Below are 19,899 nucleotides of genomic sequence, written 5' to 3'. Positions count from 1 at the left end.
GTAAGGAACTCTGCCCAAATGAGCTAGAGCACATCACTTTCGTTGTTAGTTGCTAAAAACTTCTATTTCTTGTTTATCTTGTCGAAAGTTATACTTTGTATCTAATGCGTGTGCAACGATAAGTTCTTGTTCTGCACGGTGCGCATGTGGATCGCCGCCTGAAGGGCTTGAACGGTCTGGGCGTCCAATATAACCTGTTTTTACTTTATCTCCAGCAAGTTCAAACAGAATTGGAGCCATGTAATGCCATGCACCCATGTTTCGTGGTTCTTCTTGTACCCAAATGATTTCTTCTAAGTTTTTAAAGCGTTTCATAATAGATTGAACTTTTTCAGCAGGGAATGGGTACAATTGCTCAATACGAACAATATGAACTTCATCTAAATTGTACTCATGTTTACCAGACTCAATCTCTGCTGCTAAATCAATTGCCATTTTACCAGTTGTTAAAACAAGACGTTTTACTTTGGTTGGTTTTGTGCCAAGGTTTTCTTGTTCTAACGCAGGTTGGAAGCGTCCTTCACTTAATTGGCTACCCGATGAAGCTGTAAGTGGGTGACGCAGTAAGCTTTTGGGTGTCATGATTACTAATGGACGAACAGCTTCTGTACCAAGGATTGACGCTTGACGACGCAAGATATGGAAATATTGTGCCGCACTTGTTAAGTTTGCAACAGTCCAGTTATTTTCTGCAGCAAGTTGCAAGAAACGTTCTGGACGTGCGCTAGAGTGCTCTGGTCCTTGCCCTTCATAACCATGAGGTAAGAGAAGAACTAGACCAGATTTTTGTCCCCATTTTGCTCTTCCAGCTGAAACATATTGGTCAAATAATGCTTGTGCAGTATTTGAGAAATCACCATATTGCGCTTCCCACATAACAAGAGTTTCTGGAGCGAACACGTTATAACCGTATTCATAACCGACAACAGCAGCTTCAGACAGCGGACTGTTATGAACTGAGAAAGATGCACGTGTATCTGGCAAGCGGTGCAATGGTGAATATGTTTCATTTGTTTCTGTATCATGCAGTACGATATGACGGTGTGCAAACGTACCACGCTGTGAATCTTGACCAGTTAAACGAATTGGCGTACCTTCTTGTAAAATAGAAGCGAATGCTAAAGATTCAGCAAGTGCCCATTCAATTTTACCGTTCTCTTCAAGAGCATCTTTACGGCGCTCAAGAATTTTCTTCACTTTAGGGTATACGTTAAAGCCTTCTGGCCAAGATAAAAGCCCTTCGTTAATTGCGCGAAGTGTTTCAAGCGGAAGACCAGTATCGATTGGCTGAATACCTCTTGCAACTACGTCTGGAACTTTCACGTGTATTGCAGCTTCGCTCGTATCAGCAGGTGGTACTTCTGCATACTCAGCTTTTAATTGCTCTTGTGTAAACTGTGTAATTGTTTCAACTTCTTCAGCATTTAAAACACCTTCAGCTTGCAGTTGCTCTGCATAGATTGCTCTAACAGTAGGGTGCTTTTTAATTTTCTTATAAACTTGTGGTTGCGTAACAGCAGGATCATCCATTTCGTTATGTCCGTAACGACGGTAACCGATTAAATCGATTAAGAAGTCTTTTTTGAACAGCATACGATATTGAATTGCAAGGTTAGCAGCAGCAAGACAAGCTTCTGGATCGTCAGCATTTACATGGACGATTGGAATGTCAAAGCCTTTTGCAAGGTCACTTGAATACTTTGTAGAACGAGAATCGTAACTATCTGTTGTAAAGCCAACTGAGTTATTTGCAATAATATGAATTGTTCCACCTGTTTGGTATGCATTCAATCTGCTTAAGTTTAATGTTTCAGATACAATACCTTGCCCAGGAAATGCAGCGTCACCATGAACTAAAATTACGAATGATTTCGAAATGTCTTGTTCAGGATAACCAGCTTTTTTACGATTTTCTTGAGCTGCACGTGCATAACCTTCAACAACAGGGTTAACAAACTCAAGGTGACTCGGGTTATTTGCTAATGTAACGCGTGTGCTAGCTTCTTCAGATCCGACAACTTGTTCTCTACCTAAATGGTATTTCACATCGCCAGTCCAGCCAGCATTACTATTCGCACCTTCTATAGTTGCATGTTTAAATTCAGCAAACATATGACTATATGGTTTTTCTAATACATGAGCAAGTACGCTAAGACGTCCGCGGTGAGCCATACCGATCATCACGTCACTTACGCCGCCCTTAGCACCTTCTGAAATAATTTCATCCAGTACAGGTACAAGCATATCAACGCCTTCTATAGAGAAACGTTTTTGACCTACAAACGTTTTATGCAAAAATTGCTCGAAACCTTCAACCGCTGTTAAACGTTTTAAGAGAGCAGTTCGTTTTTTGTTTGGTAATGGTTGACGCAATGAATTTGATTCCACCATTTGATGCAACCACTTACGTTCTTCACTATCTTGTATATGAGAAAATTCATAGGCTAAAGATTTTGTATAAACATCTTTTAATCTATTAATTACATCAAGAGCTGTGTGAATACCATTTGGTGCATCTGGCCATACTGTTTTTGCTGGAATCGCTTTCAAATCTTCATCGTTCAAGTCCTGCATTGTTGTATGAATAAGGGATTGTCCATCAGTAGGATCTTCCATCGGATTAATATGAGCAGATAGATGCCCGAACGAACGGATACTTTCTACAACTTGCACTACTTTAAGAATTTTTTCAATGTTTTCTGTACCTTGAGGAGAAAAATTTGTTTCTTTGTTGTCCCCTGTTACGACATCAGCTTGGAATGTAGGAGCTCCAAAAGTTTCAAAAAGCTCTTGTAATTCCGGATCAACAGAACCTTCATTAGTCACGTAACGATCATACTGTTCAATAACATAGCCAAGGTTCGGACCATGGAATTTGGCCCAAGGGTTTGTCGTTGTATTCTTCCTCGTCATTTGTTTAAACCTCCCAATGCATATATTCCTTTTTTCATGTGAAAAGGATGCATTTCACTCTTTTCATAATTGATGAACCAGTAATGAATGTAAATGTTATCTTTATTCTTATGTTATTACAATAATTTACATAATACCAAATGTTATTACTTATCCGTTTTGTAAAAAAACATTCACAATTACTTATCACCCAAGTTAATCTTTCATGTTATAAAGGAATTTTAAGGAAAAATAGGTGATTCCATCTGATACATCCGCGGTTGAAACAAAATCTTCCGGATAAAACTATAAGATGAATTGTAAGAATGTTTCGTCAAACATCTTTTGATTTATGTATATTAAAATAATAAGCGCTTTCAAGAATATTATACAACAATATAACAGAATATAGTATAAAAAATAAAAAATTATGAATTTATCGTAAACTTTATTTCAATAGTGTTAAATATTGAAAGAGAAAAAGAAGAATTTGCTTGTAAGTGATGATTATGATTTGAAAACGGCTTATAAATCGTTAGTTTTTGCAAATATAGCTAAAAATAGCTTGAAAAAGATAGCTCATTTCATACAAATAGGAAGAGAATTTGTATATGTACAAAAAATAAAGTGCATATAGCTATACTAATTTTTCTAATTTGAGAAGGATTAATATAACGAAAGCTTTCGATGGAAAAAGACATAAAATTTTTTCTCTAGAGGGGAGAGGGAATCCGCCTGTTAGATCTTTTTTCAGCCCCAAACCAAGTGGACATGAGTGCAGGTGAGCTTCTGTTTTTCAGAGTAGCAAATTATATAGATGCAGGAATAAAAAAGAAATCGAATATTTTGGTTGTTTTCATTCGTTATACTTTTCCACTTTGGTTATAAAAATAGTCATTGTAGTCAAAAAGATGAGAAAAAGTGCTATAAAATGGCGAATATTGAATTGTTTTTATCTAAATCATTTGTATTGTTAGTTAATCTTTAAATCAGAAAACGTTTTAGAATGAAGTTATAGGATATATAGATTTCTAAAATTTGCACATTCCATTAAATAAATGTTATAAAATGGAAATTAGGGGCGATAAAATGAAAAAGAAAACGGATAATGAAAATGTTAGTGTTATTGGGCCAATAGTGTTTTCTATGATTCTATCGATATTCGGTTTTGTTCTATTTATCCGGCTATTTGTGGGCAGTAATACTCCCACCTCAAAATTCGGCGAAAGCATTGTCCAGCTCTAGCAGCTAGAATCTCCGGTCGTTTCGCCCCCTCGGACGAGGCAAAAAGCGCCTCTCTGTCGGGTGCTCCAACGTCCTGCGATTCTGAGCGAGCCGCTTCCGCTTTTCTAAAGAAGTTAGGTGGGAGATAAACTGCCCGTAAAAGCCCGATTGGTGAGGGCTAATAATCAGTGGGGATGGAGAAAACCCCCACTGATTAAAGTTTCACTTTATGTCAAGTAAGATTAGTTATGTGAATTCACTTCATCCAATTGTGGACGACAGGCAACAAGAAGTAAGTGTTGCATTGTTATCTTTTATTTACATACTATGGTTTATGTTGTATATTCTCTTGGGTGCTCATTTACTTGCTTTTTTTCTACTATTCTAGTGTAAGTAATAAAGAAGTTATCGAGGATCCATTTTGGGGAAGTGCTAAAAGGGTTTGTTGGGGAGAGATTGAACAAGTAGAAGTGTATGATGACTATAAGCATGTAAAATCAAATAGGCTTGGTTTTAAATTTGTATTTTATACAAATGCAAATGAAAAAATTGAAGTGAGATGTATCAAGGAAAATTGGTCAGAGGAGCAGCGGAAAATAGAGGAGATAGAAGAAATAATCAGGTGTAAAGGAATTTTGATTACGTACAATCCAATTTTTAAAATAAAAGATCAATTTCAAATGTTTTTAGAGAAGCACTATAACGGGAGAGAAGTGGAGCAAATCCGTGAATTTTTACAAAAAAGAAATATGCAAGTAAAGTGGTTCTAAACGGGAAATAATGAAGAATAAGTCTTACATATAGGAAGGAGAAAAAATGCAGTTTTTTTATGCGTTTGGTATAAGTATTATTTTAATTCTATTTATGTATTTCTTTGTTCGTAAAGATATTACGAAAGATAATACGCTCACAAAGAGAGGTTTTTATAAACTGATTGGCTGTTTAGCGGTGATGTTTGTGGGAATTATTGTGTTGATTGTATTGGTGATTAAGAAATTATAAATAGAGTATAGGATGAAAACCCTGTTTTTGATAGTTTGTCAAAAATAGGGTTTTTATTTTCGTTAAACTATATTGTTTTTCCTTATAGGAAACGATGAAGAGAGAGGATTTTAAATGAATCTCGAACACAAGTAGGAAAAATTATTCTTCTTTTCAGTGAGTTATTCATGGTGAAATATTCTATAAGAATATTAAAAAGGGGAATGGTTATGGGTTTAATGAAAATTACTCCTATATAGAAGGAATTAAAATATCGACTTCCCAACATAATACCGGCTTTTTTATTTAGGGGCGGGGGGAGGTTTTCGAGATTTTGGTTCGCCATGCGACTGAAAATCCGTGCAAAATTTAAAACTTCGGGTCTAATTTACGAGATAACACTCTATATTTTACGATATGTAAGTCGTTTAGGAGGTATTTGTATTACATCGGATATACGTACTCAATTTCGCTGTTAATTCTCTAGGGAAAATAGCTTTAAAATGAACGTTATCCCATCGAAAGTAAAAGACCTAAATTTCTACACGAAAGCTACGTGGAATAAGTCGTACGTAGCCGGTACAGTTGACACAGGACTCGGCTTTGCCATTGACGCTAAAGTTGATGTAAACGGCTCACCGCAATACCGCGTACACAATTCGAAAGGGAAAACATTCCCTATTAAGGCTAGTGATAAGTATGTGAATGTGCGTTAATAATACGTAGAAAAGACCGCCCGTAATAGGCGGTCGATTTTTTTATTTTTTCACTACTCCACCAGCGACACCAGATAGAGTCATAGCATCCGCGATGGTGTTTATATTTGTTTGTGGAGTACCATAGAAAGCATCTAAAGCGTCAATAAACCAATCAGCATCTGCTGTAACAGTATATCCATTATTTTTCCAATTGTTAAGTAAACGATTTGTTAATGCTTGTTTCTCTGACTTGGATAATTTCAGCCAAGCTTCGCCATTACTATTTGCATCAACGGTAGTAGTGTGAACTTCGGTTTGCTTAGATTGTTGTATTTCTTGTTGCTCTCGTTGTTCACGCTCTTTTATTCTTTTATCTAGTTCTTGTTGGTATTCTTGCTCAGAAAAGCCATTTTCAATGGATAGTATATTTTTTGTGTCAATATCAAGTGTATATCTGTCATAAGACGTATTACGAACTTTTACTAAAGTACTACCACTGTACTGTTCTTCTATCTTATAACCACTTCCAAGTGTATCAATAAGATGTTTGTTTGAAGAAGTGTACTCCCCATTTGAAACATCAATAGTTATCTTCACATAATATTGTCCGTTTTTGACAGGAAAGGACGGAGAAAGAGTTGCCTGTAATTTACCATCTTTAAGTATCTCACTACTTATAGCGGTATAATCGTAGTTCTCTGATTTTTGGGAGCTGTACACTTTTATAGTTGCACTTGTAGAATCAGGGATATTAGTAGTTAGGGATAAATTAATTTTATTTGTCTCCTTATTATAATCTAACTTATCTAATTGTGCGTATAGCATGACCTTCTTAGTTTCAGATGTAGCATCGTTAGCTTTATTAGATGTTTTTGTATTCGATGACGATTTATCACCAAATATAGCACCAAGAGATAAACAAAAAATTATAGCTATAAAGACAACTAATATAACAGTTCTAGTTTTAATCAAAAATTCAACCCCTTTTTAAATAATACATAATGGCCGGATATAAGAATATAACGTTTTAAAATTAAAGTAAATATTTCCATGTGATTTATAAAAATTAAATTAAGTGATAATAATCTTAATTTTATGTAGTATTGGGAATTACTTTTAACCAATATTTTCTTAAAAAATACTTTTAAAAGAACACAAGTTCGTATATAATAAGAACGAACGTTCTGTTGTTTAGGAGTGGTTACCTTGTATGATTATTCTCTTTTGCCTAATCGGATTATATTATGCGTTGATCTACGTAGCTTTTACGCATCAGTCAGTTGTATCAAAAGAGGATTAGACCCACGGTATACAAAACTTGCCGTAGTGGGTGGTGTAAATCGAAGTGGATCGATAATACTAGCAGCGACACCTCCGCTAAAAGCATTGGGCGTTAAGAAAATGGCTCGATTATACGAAATACCTAAACGACCAGATATACTTATCGTTAATCCAATCATGCATACGTATATTAAATGCTCGAATTACATAACGAAACTAGCAATACAATACGTAGCACCAGAAGACTTTCACCAATATTCAATAGACGAATTTTTTATGGGTATGACGGCTTCTTTACACTTATTTGCGGATAGCCCGTATGAATTTGCGTTGAAACTTAAACATGAGATTTACGACCGTACTCGTATCGAATGCACAATCGGTATTGGTCCGAACTTGTTAATGAGTAAAGTCGCAATGGACATCGAAGCGAAGAAGAATCAAGATGGAATAACGCAATGGACTTACGACGATATACCCGAGAAGTTATGGAGCATTCGACCACTCAGTAAATTTTGGGGTATATCGTATAAGACAGAAACGAAGTTAAACCGAAAAGGAATTTATACAATCGGTGATTTAGCAAATTATCCGCTTAAATATTTGAAGCAAAGATTCGGTGTGATAGGCGAGGACCTTCATCTACATGCAAACGGAATTGACTTAAGTAGGATTGCTGAAAAATACGTTCCAGCTACGACTTCTATCGCTAAAAGTCAAATACTATTACGTGATTATACGATAGATGAATTTCCGATTATCTTATTAGAACATACCGAGGAAGTTTGCTATCGATTGAGAAGACAAAATAAACTCGCTCAAACCGTCCACTTTTCAGTCGGCTACAGTAAAGGTTACGGAGGAGGCGGAGGTATTTGTAAAACACATACCTTAAATCGAGCGACTAATTTAACGATAAATAAGTGTAATCATTTAACTAGGGAATCAAACCTTATTGTTAAGCCTTTTGTGTGTTACATAAAGTTATTACATAAAACCTTTACAGTTAATATACTCTCGTGTTACATTAAAGGTACAATAAATGTAAGGGAGAGAAACCTGATGAGAATCGCTTATGCTAGGGTTTCAACTGATGAGCAGTTACTTGATAGACAGTTAGAAGCACTCAATAAATATGGCTATGATAGATTAATCCAAGAGAAATATACAGGAACTAAAAAAGACCGAGCAGGACTAACCCAGCTCATGGATACAGTACGAGAAGGTGATACTGTTATTGTAGAAGCTATTAGTAGACTAGGAAGAAACACTCTTGATATCCTTACAACGGTTGAGGAGTTAAATAATATGGGTGTTACTTTCGTATCACTAAAGGAAAATATGGACACTTCAACGCCAACTGGAAAAGCTATGTTCTCTATGATGGCAGTAATTAGCCAACTTGAAAGGGACTTAATAGCAGAACGAACAAAAGAAGGACTGGCAAGTGCAAAGAAACGAGGAGTTAAACTGGGTAGACCTCAACTCGATAATGACAAAATAAGGGTAGCTTTACAGATGTATGACTCTGGGGAATATTCCATCAAGGACATTGTTAGTCAAGTGGGGATATCTCAAGGTAAGCTATATAAAGAGATTAATAAGAGAAAATTACAAAAAGGAACACGAGATAGGTGACAATTAAGTTGCTGCCTCGGTGTTTCTTTTTTATTTGTATGCGAGTACGGACAATATAGCGCAACTCTTGAGTGTGTACCTAACAGTACGCCTGCTCGTGTGCTGAGTTGATAAGTGAATGCGTAACCTGATCCTTATAATGTAAGGTTGAGGAGTGCCAGCTCATTGGTGTACTGCATGTAGGTGTATGCTACATAGTATCTAGTGTGATGGTAACAGGAGAGTATAATACATAGTGTTTTATTGAGTACGCTACCTCATAAGGTATTTGTTATTGATTGTTGTATGAGATGATGGCAAGTGGTTGTTACTGTTAGTGTGCCTTGTGAGTAGCGAATATGGAGGTGATCTCATTAAATCTGTGTTCGGTAGTTACCAGCTTATATACATTACCTGCTGGCGTGTGCTCAGTAGTATGCTGTGTGAGCTATTTCATAAGCTACCTGTATTGTTTGCCTTGTATGGTCATACTCTGTAGTAATGCCAACAAGCGTGACGCTATATAGTATCTATCTCATATGTTTGCTTATTTTATGTATGGTGTTCTCTGACAGTTGCTCTTGTGTGTTGTCTGGTCAGGTGGGCTATGGAGTTGGTTGCACAGTTTGTACTGTCAGGGTTGCATAGGAAAGGCTTGAGTGTCGACCTCACCTCATCAGCTGCTCACCAGCTTCCCATTCCCCAACATCAAATTACATTATAATAACGTAATGTTATAACATATAGGGGTACAGATGCGTTCGATAGTGGCCATATTTAGAAAGTGTACAAATGAGTAAACTACATCTTATTTATTGAATATAACCCCCGAGGAGTAAAACCAATTAGCTCCCAACTCGTTAGTTGCCATGTGAGGGGCAAAACTTCTTGAGTTTTCACCTACCTCGCTTACCACCTAGAGTTATAGCTTCAAAGTTGGATTTTAGAGTTGGAAATTTTTTAGAATTAAATTTTTGAGTAAAACTTTGGTAATTAAAACAGGGAGTCGGAAGCACGATAGAACGCTTCTCAGAAGACGTAAAGAAAATAATGGTGTTGGACTGGTAGTACTACCTAGATATTACCATATCATTACTATATTAATACATATAAATAATATATTTACAGGTGGTGGAGACAACTATATAATTAAAATAAATACCACTGAGGAGGGATTTTAGTGTTTAAAATCATAGAATCAGAGTTCGGAAATTTGAGAACTAATGAGGCAGGTGGTGCTAAGTGGTTCGCAGCGAAAGATGTCTGTGACATGATAGGATATAAAAATACTTCAGACGTATTTAAAAAGGTTGATCCTAAAGAGCTAGACATAACGAGAACGCCCGGTGGGTTTAGCTTAAAAGTTGTAACATCTAAGGGCTTAGCTCAGTTCTTTGAGGTTAATAAGCATTCTAGGAAAGAAAACTTTAAGAGTGTAAGAGAGTGGGCTTTTGAATCTAATCTTATTCAAACCCATGAGGAGAACAAAGAGGATGTAGGTAAATTATCAACTCTAGGGGAGTGTCTGCTCATGGTGAGTTTGGTGAACATAAAGCTCTTGAGATTGATGGTAAATCACAGCTTTCAGCTATGGAGGTAGTTTTAACTTTAGACTATAGCAAACAAATCTCCAATCACTAATAAGAAGACACTGTCTAAGTGAAGGGTGCTCGAAACGAGAGCTTCTGTAAGTCTAAATTCCCCTTGAGAACGATTAAAATAGTACAACTATATAGATCAAACAAAAAACTGTAATTCACGAGTAGCCTATAGAGGTTGCTTGCTGGGTTGCAGCTTTTTGTTTTGCTTTTTCGTGTTATCTACGAGGGCGGACTCAGGGGTTACATCTGTTGAATTTCATTTACTGTAATGGTAACACCTGAGGAGGGTAAATTAAAAGAGTCTACCTCGGTAGGTAAACTCCGTAGTTGTTACTTACTTGTTTAAACCGAGAAGGGAAGAACCTAAACTGGGTCGCTTTATAGTACACCACAAAGGACAAGTCACAAAAATTAACTATGGAAGAATTAGTCTTTTCCCTAAACGTGCAATTTTGTGAGTAGGGATGCTACTAAGAGACAGCAAGGTTGCTAAAAAGAGGGATCGCTAGATATAAACCAGGGGTTATTTTTATAATGTTTTATTCTGAATATTCTTGATAAATAAACATATAGCCTTTTTTATTTATTTAAATTTTGATATTGTTTATTTTAGGAAGTTTTTGTATAAAAAGGATGAGGAGGTTATTTATGAACATTCAAATAAAGGGGAATGAACAAGTAACCCAATTATTAAACGAATGGTATTTAGAGATTCGCTCGAGACATTTAGAAAAAGCAAGAAATTTAAAACCGAAAGTGGAAGAAAAAATTAATGAGGTTAAAGGAAGCTCAGAGTTATTACAGCATTACTTACTTCTCAATTTTCGATACAATTACTTAATTGATAACTTAAGAGTGTCCAAAGATTGTTTTGATGAAATCGACTTTTATGGTGTACCAACAAATAGTTCACTAGCTTACTATTATCATTTTTTTAAAGCTATCCACTCTAATGCAATTGGTGAATACACTTTAGCTAAAGAGCACTATGAGAAAGCTGAATCACTCTTAAGGTATATTTCTGACGAACTTGAACATGCAGAGTTTTACTATAAATTAGCTACATTCCGTTATCATGTTTATCAAGCGTTGTTAGCGATTACACATGTAACGAAAGCTAAAGAGATATTTTCTAAACACAATGGTAATGAGTTAAATCTAGCTTTTTGTAATAACCTTTATGGGTTAGCATGTATACATTTAAAAGAATGGGAACTAGCTGAGGAGCATTTAACTTCTGCGATGAACACTTTTCAGAAGGTAGAGGAAGAGCACTTTATCCTAATGGTTCGCCAAAATCTGGGTTTAATGTATGCAAGTCAAAACCTCTCTCCATTGGCTCTTCGTTACTTATCTGAAGTTAATGAAAAAATGCCAACGAATTACAGATCCCTATTTGTTGAAGCTAGAGAGCAATTTAAATTAGGTCAAACAGAAATTGCTTTGGAGCTTATCGAAAAAGGTCTAACAATATGTAAACAACTAGAAAACAATGAGTATCAGTACCGATTGGTAATTTTAAAATCCATGGTTCAAAATGCACCAGCTCAAGAGTTAGAAAAAGTAGTTTTAGCAGGAATGGATTATTTTAAAAGAGAACAACTATGGGAGTATGTTCAAGAGTATACTGAAGTAGTGGCTGTGCAGTACCACAATGGAGGTAACTTCGAACAAGGAAGTAAGTACTTTTATTTAAGTTATGAAGCTAAAAAAGAAATTCACAAGAAGGAGGCACTAAAATGAAGAAAGCGATACTTGGTTTAATGGGAATTGTAACAATTTTGACGCTAACACTTGGAGTACATACTTCAGTAGATGAGCAACAAACTACTACTCTAGTGAAGGCTATGGCAGATGGAAACACTGGAGGTTGATCTCTTTAATAAAGAATTAACAGGAGCAGGGAGAAATCCTTGCTTTATTTTTGTACATAATTACCCAATAGAGTATCATTAAATTAGGATATCCGAGGGAGAGAAGTTATGGACAAGTTAAAAGAAGATATTCTAAATGGAGTACCATCGGTATTATCTGCTTTGCGTCAGATGTACAAGGAAGAATATAATAAATTTCATAAACAAATGCAATTCAACATAAAAACTTCTGATCTTTTAAAGCAAGCATTTGCTGGAATGGAGAAAATTGATAGTAAAAAACTATTTGAAAAATGGATAGAGCCAGCTAAAAAGTTAGGTAAGTATGGATGGACGCTTTCGGGACAAATGGATTGGAGAAGATTTGAGGAAATATCAAAAATCAAAGAGGTAGCTGAAATTGATAAAAAGTTTGAGTACTACTATGAAAAATACGAAGTGTATAATACTATCAAGGATGACCTTTTAAAGAAAGAACATCTTATAAAGTGGAGAGGTCTACTCCAACAATGCTTTAGTTGTTATGAGAAGGGTGACTATTACATAACAATACCTAGTTTATTTAGTGTTATTGAGGGGCTAACATTTGAATTAATTAAAAAAGAAACTAAACTAACCAGCAATAGCGATATTGCAAGCCAAAAACGTAAACTCTGGAGAAGAACATTTAAGGGGATAGATATAAATGCTGAATATAAAGGGTATTATAGCGCACTCCATGTTTCAGCGTATACATTTATTTCTGAAACCTTCAGCTTTGGAGATTTAGAAAAGGAGAATCCTCAGAGGCCTCCTGTAATTAATCGTAATTGGGTTCTTCATGGAAGAGATAATCCTTTTGAGTGGAGTAAGATGGATGCTTTACGATTAATTAATGCTATACATACATTATCTGATTTAGAATTCTTATTAGAAGAAGTTGAGGAGTAACCCTAAAGTTGCTCCTCGCCTGATTTCTAGTCTAATCTTACTTAAATCTTATTGCTGTCTCTAACCTGTAATATTGTCTCTGTGAATATGATGTGAGTTAGCTGATATTTTGTAAGTTGAATTAGTTAGCATGCTGTAGCCTCCTTGAGATCGAATGTTAGTGATTCCTCTAAGTGACCGACTCGTAAGTGTACAAGGTATGTAAAGCCTTGTTGTGAAGTTTTTGTTTCTACTGAGATGCCTGCTTTGTCCATCTTGTGGTGAATTGCTAGTACCTCTGAGAACGTCATATCTTGCGTGATCTCATAGCCTAACTCTTTGATCATTCTAGTTTGTTTTGAATCTACTGTATTATCAATAATCATCATTAATTTATCTAATTTAGTTACTTTCATTTTAAAATTCCTCCTCAGTTATAATTAGTAGTTGACTATTAAAAGTGATTGGAGATAGCCGACTCCATAAAGAAAACCTGTCATACCATTTGCTATAAGTACGGACTCTAGTTTTTGTTTTCTCACGGTATGTCCCTCCTTTGAGGAATCACCTTGTTAGACACCTACTAATCATGCTAAAATAGAGGATGACTACAAGGTACTTCCTTGTGGTTTGCTAGGAGTATTACCTGTCAGTTTGGTCGCTGGAGAGGTAATACTCCTTTTGTTTATTTGTCTTCTTTAGATGGTACAATTTTGGCTCCTGAGTACATACGAGTTAGCATCTTCTCGATTTTTTCCTCTTTATTAACAGTATGGATTTTGTTAAGAGAAGACCAAGACCTATAAAGGTTCTTTGCGTCCTCTAAGGTTTCTAATTCGTAGTAGCTTTGTATCCTACCGTAAAAGACTTGAAACTTATCAGCCACTTTTAGTAGCTCCTTTCTGAATAGCGTGTTTGCTACCTTAATTAAATCCTACACCTCGGTTTCGAAACCGTCAATAGTTAATTTTGGAGTTTTTTAATTTATTTTCATGAGAATGATAAAATAGATAGAATCTCATTGGAGGTGCCTCTGATTGTGACTGTGGAGTTTTCTTCAGGTTGAATATAAATATATTAGCTCACCTCGTAAGGTGTCTTACAAGTCAATGTGAGAAGTTGTTTTCTCTGGTATGGCAATTCAGCAGGTAGTCTAACTGGAATATATCCATTCTCACAGGTACAAATAAAATAGGATAAGCTAGATCACCGTGCCCGATAGTTTACCACCCTTAGCATGCAATCAAGAATATACCCGATAGCACCACCTCAAAGGTTAAAGCTGAGAAGGACAGAAATCAGATGAGAGGGATTATTACTTATCAGTAATGACAATGTGTGTTTTAACTAAAATAGAGTTCGTGTTACTCCCCAAGAAAATTAAATAGCTTACACTTTAGCTTTCTTTGCTCGACAGACATCATCTTTGCGAGGACACCAAACAGATACCCTTTGAAGTCTTTTCTAATCTTGTTCATCCTTAAAGCAAACACAGATTGTTTAAATGCTGAGATAGCCACCTCAGTTGTATCAACTAAGTCAGGTGCGTACTTGTTAGCTGCTAATTTAACTTTTCCCCACATAGCATAGATTTCCTTAGCTGTACTAAAGAAAGGGGATACTGTGTTGATAAATTCCATCGGTACACATGAGTTAGCCAAATAAGATACATCTAGCTCGTTAATACTTACAGGTGCGCTATTACGTATCTTTAATTCTTTAGAGCTTTTAGCTTTAAGTGTAATGGCTTCGTCTTCGTGAGATGGGTCTTCAGGTTGCTCAGGAGTAGGCTCGGCAGCTTCCTTGCAAGATGCCAACTCAAGGTGACGCTCGAAAGGATTAATTACACAGATGAACGCTGAATAGCCACCTTTAACAGGTTTAAACTGTTCCATACGAGTAATGATTCCTAGCTCGCTGAAACGCTTGAGAGCACGCTGAACAGTACGCTTAGAGTATCCTGTTAGATCTGCTAACGTATTATTCTTGAGATAACTAACTCCAATGAATTTACATGAGTAGTTTGATAGCTTTAAAAGTATTACTCGCTCGCTATCTTTTAAATTATATTCCTTAAGAGTGCGATCAATAGTTTTGTCCATCTCAGCAACAGACTGAAAGCTTTCATATTGTCTTAACTTCTTCATACTCTTTTCCTCCTATATGAGAAGGAACACCCCTTGAGCTAGTACCAATGAGCATGATACAATAGCAAACAAGAAAGCTCCTTCGAGTTTTCCTCCAAGAGAGAGCCCTGTCCGGTCGCCAAACTAGCAGGGTTCTCTTTTTATTTGTCTTAAATCTCAAGTGAGTTAAGTGGATTAAACTTATCGTTTTGTTCTCTCAAGGCAGTTCCCCAAAGAGCAAGATACCTCTCAGTCATTCTCAGGTTGCTGTGCCTTAGCATTCTTTGAAGAGTGAAAACGTCCATACCAGCCATTAAGCAACGATGAGCAAAGGTGTGACGAAAAGTATGAGCTGATAAGCGAACGTCATTAAAGTTCATTACTTGTTTGAGTCGCTTAAATACGAGTTTGATACCATTAGGTGTAAGCTGATTACCTTCCCGAGTAGTAAAAACGTACTCGGGGGTTTTACCTAGCTCACGTTCTACAAACATCTTGTACTCACAAAACTCTTTTACAAGTTTGTCTGTGAGAGGGACAGTCTGCTGCTTACGAGCTTTACCGAATAGGGTTACTGTTTGGTTTACCAAGTCCAATTCACTCCAGCGTATATTGATAAGCTCTCCTAACCTTGAGCCAGTTCCTAAAAGGAAAACAATAATAGTGTGATCTCGATAAGCGTAAAAGCTTTTATTTCTTGCTTTAAGTCTTCTATAGTAGCGAAGCATTTGTTTGATATGTTCATCTTGAAAGACCTCAATTTTTATTTCCTCTTTAGCCAGCTTCATTTTACGAATAGGATTTTCTTTCTCAGTGATAACGTCCTCATGTTGTAAATAGTTAAAGAAAATCTTTAGGTGATGGAGCTTTGTATTTCTTGTTACTACGTTGTTCCCTCTCGTCTTTTGGCAATACATGAGGTAGCTCTTAACAGTTACTTCTCTAATGTCTCGTGTATCTATCAGTTCCCTCTCAGAGCAGAAGACCTGGAACTCATGCAGGGTAGCCATATAAGATTGAATTGTACGAGGAGACAGATTAGCGAACTCTTTTTCCACTTTGAAATCCTTCATAGCAAACTTAAGTAGCATTTTCTTATCAGTCCTTTCTCAGTTTTATAGACACAAAAAAAGAGGACTACCCCTGAGCCAGCTGATTAGCTGACTAGAAGTAGTCCTCTTTTAACTTGTGGTGTCTGATGGAGACCTCCACAGTTTTAGCTTTTGAGAATATCCTCTCAAGCCTTGATACTATTGAGTTTTATGACCCCGGAGAGGCTCGAACTCACGACCTCCACCCTGTCAAGGTGGCGCTCTCCCTGCTGAGCTACGGGATCATGATTGATTGATGTATCTGACAATTCTGTTAGTTTGATTATACAAAAATAAGTGGCACCTTACAATAGTTTTTTTACTATAACCTTTAAAATGAAACTTGGTAGAATAACATGCTTATAGTTATTGTGAGCACATTTCCATATAGTTTAATAGTAAATAGTAAGAGGTTGACTCCTTCATGAAGCAGGATTGATTTTTTACGTTTCATCAAGTCGAATATCAATATTATAATATAATACGATTGAAAATTGATATAATTTAAAAGGTTAGATAAATAACTTGAGGGAGTGTATCACTTTGTTTAAAAGGACAGGAAAAGGAACTGCATTTGTTATGGGAGGCCTTGTTTTATTTGGATTGATATTTGGTGGCATTATGTTTTTCAATAAAACAGATAAAAAAGAAATGAAGGCTGAACAGACTGAGCCAATCAAAGAAGTGGATAAATCAAAAGATATTGGAATGAAGATAAGAGCAACTCATAGTGATTTAAATAACATTACAGGCTGGGAAAAGTATGAGAAGTTTGAGCAGGCGGATGCTCCAGCTTGGGAAGAGAACAAATGGGGGTTCAAATTAATTGATACAACGTTAAAAGAAGCAGCTGCATTATGTAAAGGTGATTTGAAAGAAGATTTGGAACGAGCTAGAAAATTGCTTGATATTTCAGTTCAAAATCATGATACAACAGCTTTAGTATATGTTCACCGTATTTTACATGATCTGGATATCGGGCAAAACGGATTGAAAGCGGGATATATGTTTAACAGCGCAAAAGAGGGTGCTGGTGATGCTAGTGAAATACCTACTTATGATGAATATATTAAGCAACATAGCAAATAAATATTAAATTTATATTTGTTTTGGTAGGAACTTCTTTTTACAATTGTATAGAAATAGTATATAACAGAAATAGAAAATAGATTTATAAATATTCATAGGTTAAAGGAGCATATACGAATGGTAAGAAAATCTTTCAAGATGCGTGTACCTAGAAATAGAACGATTTCAATAAATGGTGCGATTCTTGATGTTGATGTTTCTCATGATGAGTTTTTAGAGGAGTTTATTGAATGGGTGGATTCAAAGGGCTGGTCCTTCATGGGGATGACCGATGAGATTACAGAAGAGGAAGCTGGGAATAATTTAATAGATTTGTTGGTTGATGAGAAGGATGAGAAAGAATGAGTCCTTCTTATTTTTATGCATATGATTATGTCCTTTCTTGTAAAATTATGATATAGTGAAAAATGGTAATTATTTTTCCAGTTAAATACCAATTTCATGTCGGATTGGTAGAATTAGTATATACTGCAAAAAGAAAATAGAAAAGGGAGAGTCATATGGGGAATTGCAAGAAAATTTCGGTTTTTATTATGGTTATTTGTTTACTCTTTTTGACACCTGTGACATTATACGCTGAAACTGGCATTGCACCAGTGCCGGAACCTGGCCAAGGTCCAACTGTATTTGGGCAGTTTGCAGTTTCAATTGATGCAAAAACAGGGGATGTTTTGTACGATAAAAATGCAAATCAACATGCATTTCCGGCAAGTATGACGAAAGTATTGACTGCTATTTTATTAATGGAGCATGTGAAGCCAGAGGAGCAATTTACGTTTTCGCAACCTGCATTAGATCAGGAAAAGAGTAACTACCAACTTGAATTTCAAGTAGGGGAAACGATCGATCGTAATACAGCGCTCACAATTTTAATGGTGCTGAGTGCAAATGATGTTGCGTATGTAATTGGTGAACGTATTGGGGGAAGTATAGAAAACTTTGCAAATATGATGAATGAGAAAGCAAAGCAGTTAGGGGCAAAGGATAGTCATTTTATAACGCCAAATGGTTTACATGACCCGAATCATTATACGACGGCATATGATATGGCAATGATTACGAGGGGAATTCAGCAATATCCTGAGATTTTACAAGCTATGAATACAAAAAGGATAACGGTTACAACATCTAAACAAACGGTTTCTATTTTTAATAAATCTACCTATTTTGAAAACCCATACAGTATTGGTGGAAAAACAGGTTTTACAAATGAAGCACGCAATACACTTGTATTATTAAATGAGAAAGATGGCAATCGTATTATCAATGTTGTGATGGCCTCACAAAGACCAGAAATCTACGAAGATATGCGTCAAATCGCGGATCATTCCTTCTCGCAATTTACAAAGCAAATGGTGCTAGATAAAAATAATTGGTATCAGATAACAACATATCTAGATAAAAACATAGATTGTGAACTTGAAAAAAGTGCAGAATTGATGTTAAAGAAAGATGAAGGAAAGAATGTGAAAACATCCTTTAAAGCGGCTCCCGTTGATAAAGAAAAACTATATCAAAAAGGAATTCACCGCGGAGATGTCATCGGGACAGTAGATGTGACGAAAAATAATCAAACGATTGAAAGCATTAATGTTCTTTCTAAGGAAGATGTTACATTTGTAATGCCGCAAAAAAAAATAAAGCCAGCTGAGCCTACGTATCCAATTGGGTTGATGGCAAGTATCGGAATTGGATTTATTACCTTTATGATAATCGGTTTATATGTAGTAAGACGAGCTAAAAAGAATGCGGTTTCAGAAGGGGAATAGGCAATGAGCAATTGCCTATTTTTTATTGCGTTTTTGGATTGTTCATTATAGTATTAATTTAAGTTCTCTTTTAAGAACAAAACAGGATATCCTAGTTTTATGTGCATATACATAATAAAGAGGAGGAGATAGCGATGAAACTAGTTTTGAAGATTATTAGTAACGTCATCTCATTTGTTTTATTTGCTTTGATGGTTTGCTTAGCGTTTGTTGTCATTTCATCAAAAGCAAGCGGTGGGGATCCAACCGTAATGGGATATCAATTTAAAACGGTACTATCTGGATCGATGGAACCAACATTTTTAACGGGCTCAATTATTGCGATTGAACCAACGAAGGATGGATCTAAATATAAAAAAGGTGATGTAATTACATTTAAAGAAGATGAGAAAAAAATTGTAACTCACCGTATTATTGGTGTGAAAGATGTAAATGGGAAAGTAATGTATGAAACAAAAGGTGACAATAATAATGGCCCAGATTTAAAGCCAGTCTTAGCAGAAAATGTTATTGGAAAATATGAAGATATTACAGTTCCATATGTGGGATATTTATTGAATTATGCAAATTCAAAAGCAGGAGCTGCGTTACTTTTAATTATTCCAGGCGTATGCTTACTTTTGTATTCTATAATTTCTATTTTTAGTGCAATCCGCAGCATTGATAATGAAAAGAAAAATAAATCTACAGATGTTGGACAATCTGTGTAATTCCGTTATTTTCTCTATAAATAGATAGATATTATTG

17 protein-coding genes, 1 tRNA gene and 2 pseudogenes are annotated in these 19,899 nt (G+C 35.8%); 13 read left to right on the top strand and 7 right to left on the bottom strand.

The features are described 5' to 3' along the window. Positions 1-45 precede the first annotated feature (45 nt). Positions 46-2,913, bottom strand: a complete 2,868-nt coding sequence (locus Y7E_RS0118535; RefSeq protein ID WP_017152756.1) for a 2-oxoglutarate dehydrogenase E1 component — start codon at positions 2,911-2,913, stop codon at positions 46-48. A 1,568-nt stretch (positions 2,914-4,481) separates the two neighbouring features. Here Y7E_RS0118535 and Y7E_RS0118520 point away from each other — a divergent pair. From Y7E_RS0118520 to Y7E_RS30070, 3 genes and pseudogenes are all read left to right on the top strand, one after another. Beyond that, a complete protein-coding gene (locus Y7E_RS0118520) occupies positions 4,482-4,886 on the top strand; it encodes a hypothetical protein (RefSeq protein WP_017152753.1) in 405 nt (134 codons plus the stop codon). 46 nt (positions 4,887-4,932) lie between these two features. Continuing rightward, positions 4,933-5,118: a DUF3976 domain-containing protein gene (locus tag Y7E_RS0118515; protein WP_017152752.1), complete on the top strand. Its 186-nt coding sequence runs from the start codon at positions 4,933-4,935 to the stop codon at positions 5,116-5,118. A gap of 491 nt (positions 5,119-5,609) precedes the next feature. After that, a pseudogene (locus Y7E_RS30070) lies at positions 5,610-5,813 on the top strand (N-acetylmuramoyl-L-alanine amidase); the annotation flags it as partial. Between the two features lie 42 nt (positions 5,814-5,855). Here the strand turns inward: Y7E_RS30070 and Y7E_RS0118505 are convergent. Next, positions 5,856-6,767, bottom strand: coding sequence for a hypothetical protein (locus Y7E_RS0118505; RefSeq protein ID WP_017152750.1), 912 nt, complete (start codon positions 6,765-6,767; stop codon positions 5,856-5,858). Between the two features lie 234 nt (positions 6,768-7,001). On the opposite strand from Y7E_RS0118505, the pseudogene Y7E_RS34510 reads away from it, so the two are divergent. The 6 genes and pseudogenes from Y7E_RS34510 to Y7E_RS0118480 form a co-directional block, all read left to right on the top strand. Beyond that, positions 7,002-7,998 (top strand): annotated as a pseudogene (locus tag Y7E_RS34510) (Y-family DNA polymerase); the annotation flags it as partial. 140 nt (positions 7,999-8,138) lie between these two features. After that, the gene (locus Y7E_RS34505; RefSeq protein ID WP_167321110.1) at positions 8,139-8,714 is read left to right on the top strand and encodes a recombinase family protein; all 576 of its coding nucleotides are present in this window, start codon (positions 8,139-8,141) and stop codon (positions 8,712-8,714) included. 1,159 nt (positions 8,715-9,873) lie between these two features. Beyond that, the gene (locus tag Y7E_RS0118495; RefSeq protein ID WP_017152749.1) at positions 9,874-10,293 is read left to right on the top strand and encodes a BRO family protein; all 420 of its coding nucleotides are present in this window, start codon (positions 9,874-9,876) and stop codon (positions 10,291-10,293) included. 649 nt (positions 10,294-10,942) lie between these two features. Beyond that, a complete protein-coding gene (locus Y7E_RS0118490) occupies positions 10,943-12,037 on the top strand; it encodes a response regulator aspartate phosphatase (RefSeq protein ID WP_017152748.1) in 1,095 nt (364 codons plus the stop codon). Next, positions 12,034-12,168 carry a Phr family secreted Rap phosphatase inhibitor gene (locus tag Y7E_RS32805; RefSeq protein ID WP_017152747.1) on the top strand — a complete coding sequence of 45 codons (135 nt, stop codon included), beginning with the start codon at positions 12,034-12,036 and terminating at the stop codon, positions 12,166-12,168. The genes Y7E_RS0118490 and Y7E_RS32805 overlap by 4 nt, the downstream gene beginning before the upstream one ends. A 108-nt stretch (positions 12,169-12,276) precedes the next feature. Next, entirely contained in the window at positions 12,277-13,098 is an 822-nt protein-coding gene (locus Y7E_RS0118480) for a hypothetical protein (protein WP_017152746.1), read from the top strand. A gap of 125 nt (positions 13,099-13,223) precedes the next feature. On the opposite strand, the gene Y7E_RS0118475 is transcribed toward Y7E_RS0118480, so the two are convergent. The 5 genes from Y7E_RS0118475 to Y7E_RS0118450 form a co-directional block, all read right to left on the bottom strand. Beyond that, on the bottom strand, positions 13,224-13,493 hold the full coding sequence (locus Y7E_RS0118475; protein WP_017152745.1) for a hypothetical protein: 270 nt from the start codon (positions 13,491-13,493) through the stop codon (positions 13,224-13,226). A 269-nt stretch (positions 13,494-13,762) separates the two neighbouring features. Next, entirely contained in the window at positions 13,763-13,963 is a 201-nt protein-coding gene (locus Y7E_RS34500) for a hypothetical protein (RefSeq protein WP_017152743.1), read from the bottom strand. A 478-nt stretch (positions 13,964-14,441) separates the two neighbouring features. After that, positions 14,442-15,224: a helix-turn-helix domain-containing protein gene (locus Y7E_RS0118460; protein ID WP_017152742.1), complete on the bottom strand. Its 783-nt coding sequence runs from the start codon at positions 15,222-15,224 to the stop codon at positions 14,442-14,444. A gap of 149 nt (positions 15,225-15,373) precedes the next feature. After that, positions 15,374-16,294: a tyrosine-type recombinase/integrase gene (locus Y7E_RS0118455; RefSeq protein WP_017152741.1), complete on the bottom strand. Its 921-nt coding sequence runs from the start codon at positions 16,292-16,294 to the stop codon at positions 15,374-15,376. A 172-nt stretch (positions 16,295-16,466) separates the two neighbouring features. Continuing rightward, positions 16,467-16,539 (bottom strand) — tRNA-Val (locus tag Y7E_RS0118450). A gap of 298 nt (positions 16,540-16,837) precedes the next feature. Between Y7E_RS0118450 and Y7E_RS0118445 the strand changes: the two genes are divergently transcribed. The 4 genes from Y7E_RS0118445 (at position 16,838) to sipW (ending at position 19,862) form a co-directional block, all read left to right on the top strand. After that, complete coding sequence (locus Y7E_RS0118445) at positions 16,838-17,383, top strand: hypothetical protein (protein ID WP_017152740.1); 546 nt, start codon at positions 16,838-16,840, stop codon at positions 17,381-17,383. Between the two features lie 117 nt (positions 17,384-17,500). Continuing rightward, positions 17,501-17,728, top strand: a complete 228-nt coding sequence (locus Y7E_RS0118440) for a hypothetical protein (protein WP_017152739.1) — start codon at positions 17,501-17,503, stop codon at positions 17,726-17,728. 155 nt (positions 17,729-17,883) lie between these two features. Further along, a complete protein-coding gene (locus tag Y7E_RS0118435) occupies positions 17,884-19,152 on the top strand; it encodes a D-alanyl-D-alanine carboxypeptidase family protein (protein ID WP_017152738.1) in 1,269 nt (422 codons plus the stop codon). A gap of 134 nt (positions 19,153-19,286) precedes the next feature. Beyond that, entirely contained in the window at positions 19,287-19,862 is a 576-nt protein-coding gene (gene sipW / locus Y7E_RS0118430) for a signal peptidase I SipW (RefSeq protein ID WP_017152737.1), read from the top strand. The last annotated feature ends 37 nt before the right edge of the window (positions 19,863-19,899 follow it).

Source organism: Bacillus bingmayongensis (assembly GCF_000299035.1).
In the GTDB taxonomy this organism is placed as follows: Bacteria; Bacillota; Bacilli; order Bacillales; family Bacillaceae_G; genus Bacillus_A; species Bacillus_A bingmayongensis.
This window is presented reverse-complemented; position numbering and strand designations above follow the sequence as displayed.

Bases quoted from the DNA above. Each gene is read 5' to 3' on its own strand.
- Y7E_RS0118455 (WP_017152741.1), bottom strand. From the start codon at position 16,294: ATGCTACTTAAGTTTGCTATGAAGGATTTCAAAGTGGAAAAAGAGTTC.
- Y7E_RS34505 (WP_167321110.1), top strand. From the start codon at position 8,139: ATGAGAATCGCTTATGCTAGGGTTTCAACTGATGAGCAGTTACTTGAT.
- Y7E_RS0118515 (WP_017152752.1), top strand. From the start codon at position 4,933: ATGCAGTTTTTTTATGCGTTTGGTATAAGTATTATTTTAATTCTATTT.
- Y7E_RS32805 (WP_017152747.1), top strand. From the start codon at position 12,034: ATGAAGAAAGCGATACTTGGTTTAATGGGAATTGTAACAATTTTGACG.
- Y7E_RS0118435 (WP_017152738.1), top strand. From the start codon at position 17,884: ATGGGGAATTGCAAGAAAATTTCGGTTTTTATTATGGTTATTTGTTTA.
- Y7E_RS0118480 (WP_017152746.1), top strand. From the start codon at position 12,277: ATGGACAAGTTAAAAGAAGATATTCTAAATGGAGTACCATCGGTATTA.
- Y7E_RS0118490 (WP_017152748.1), top strand. From the start codon at position 10,943: ATGAACATTCAAATAAAGGGGAATGAACAAGTAACCCAATTATTAAAC.
- sipW (WP_017152737.1), top strand. From the start codon at position 19,287: ATGAAACTAGTTTTGAAGATTATTAGTAACGTCATCTCATTTGTTTTA.
- Y7E_RS0118440 (WP_017152739.1), top strand. From the start codon at position 17,501: ATGGTAAGAAAATCTTTCAAGATGCGTGTACCTAGAAATAGAACGATT.
- Y7E_RS0118475 (WP_017152745.1), bottom strand. From the start codon at position 13,493: ATGAAAGTAACTAAATTAGATAAATTAATGATGATTATTGATAATACA.
- Y7E_RS0118460 (WP_017152742.1), bottom strand. From the start codon at position 15,224: ATGAAGAAGTTAAGACAATATGAAAGCTTTCAGTCTGTTGCTGAGATG.
- Y7E_RS0118535 (WP_017152756.1), bottom strand. From the start codon at position 2,913: ATGACGAGGAAGAATACAACGACAAACCCTTGGGCCAAATTCCATGGT.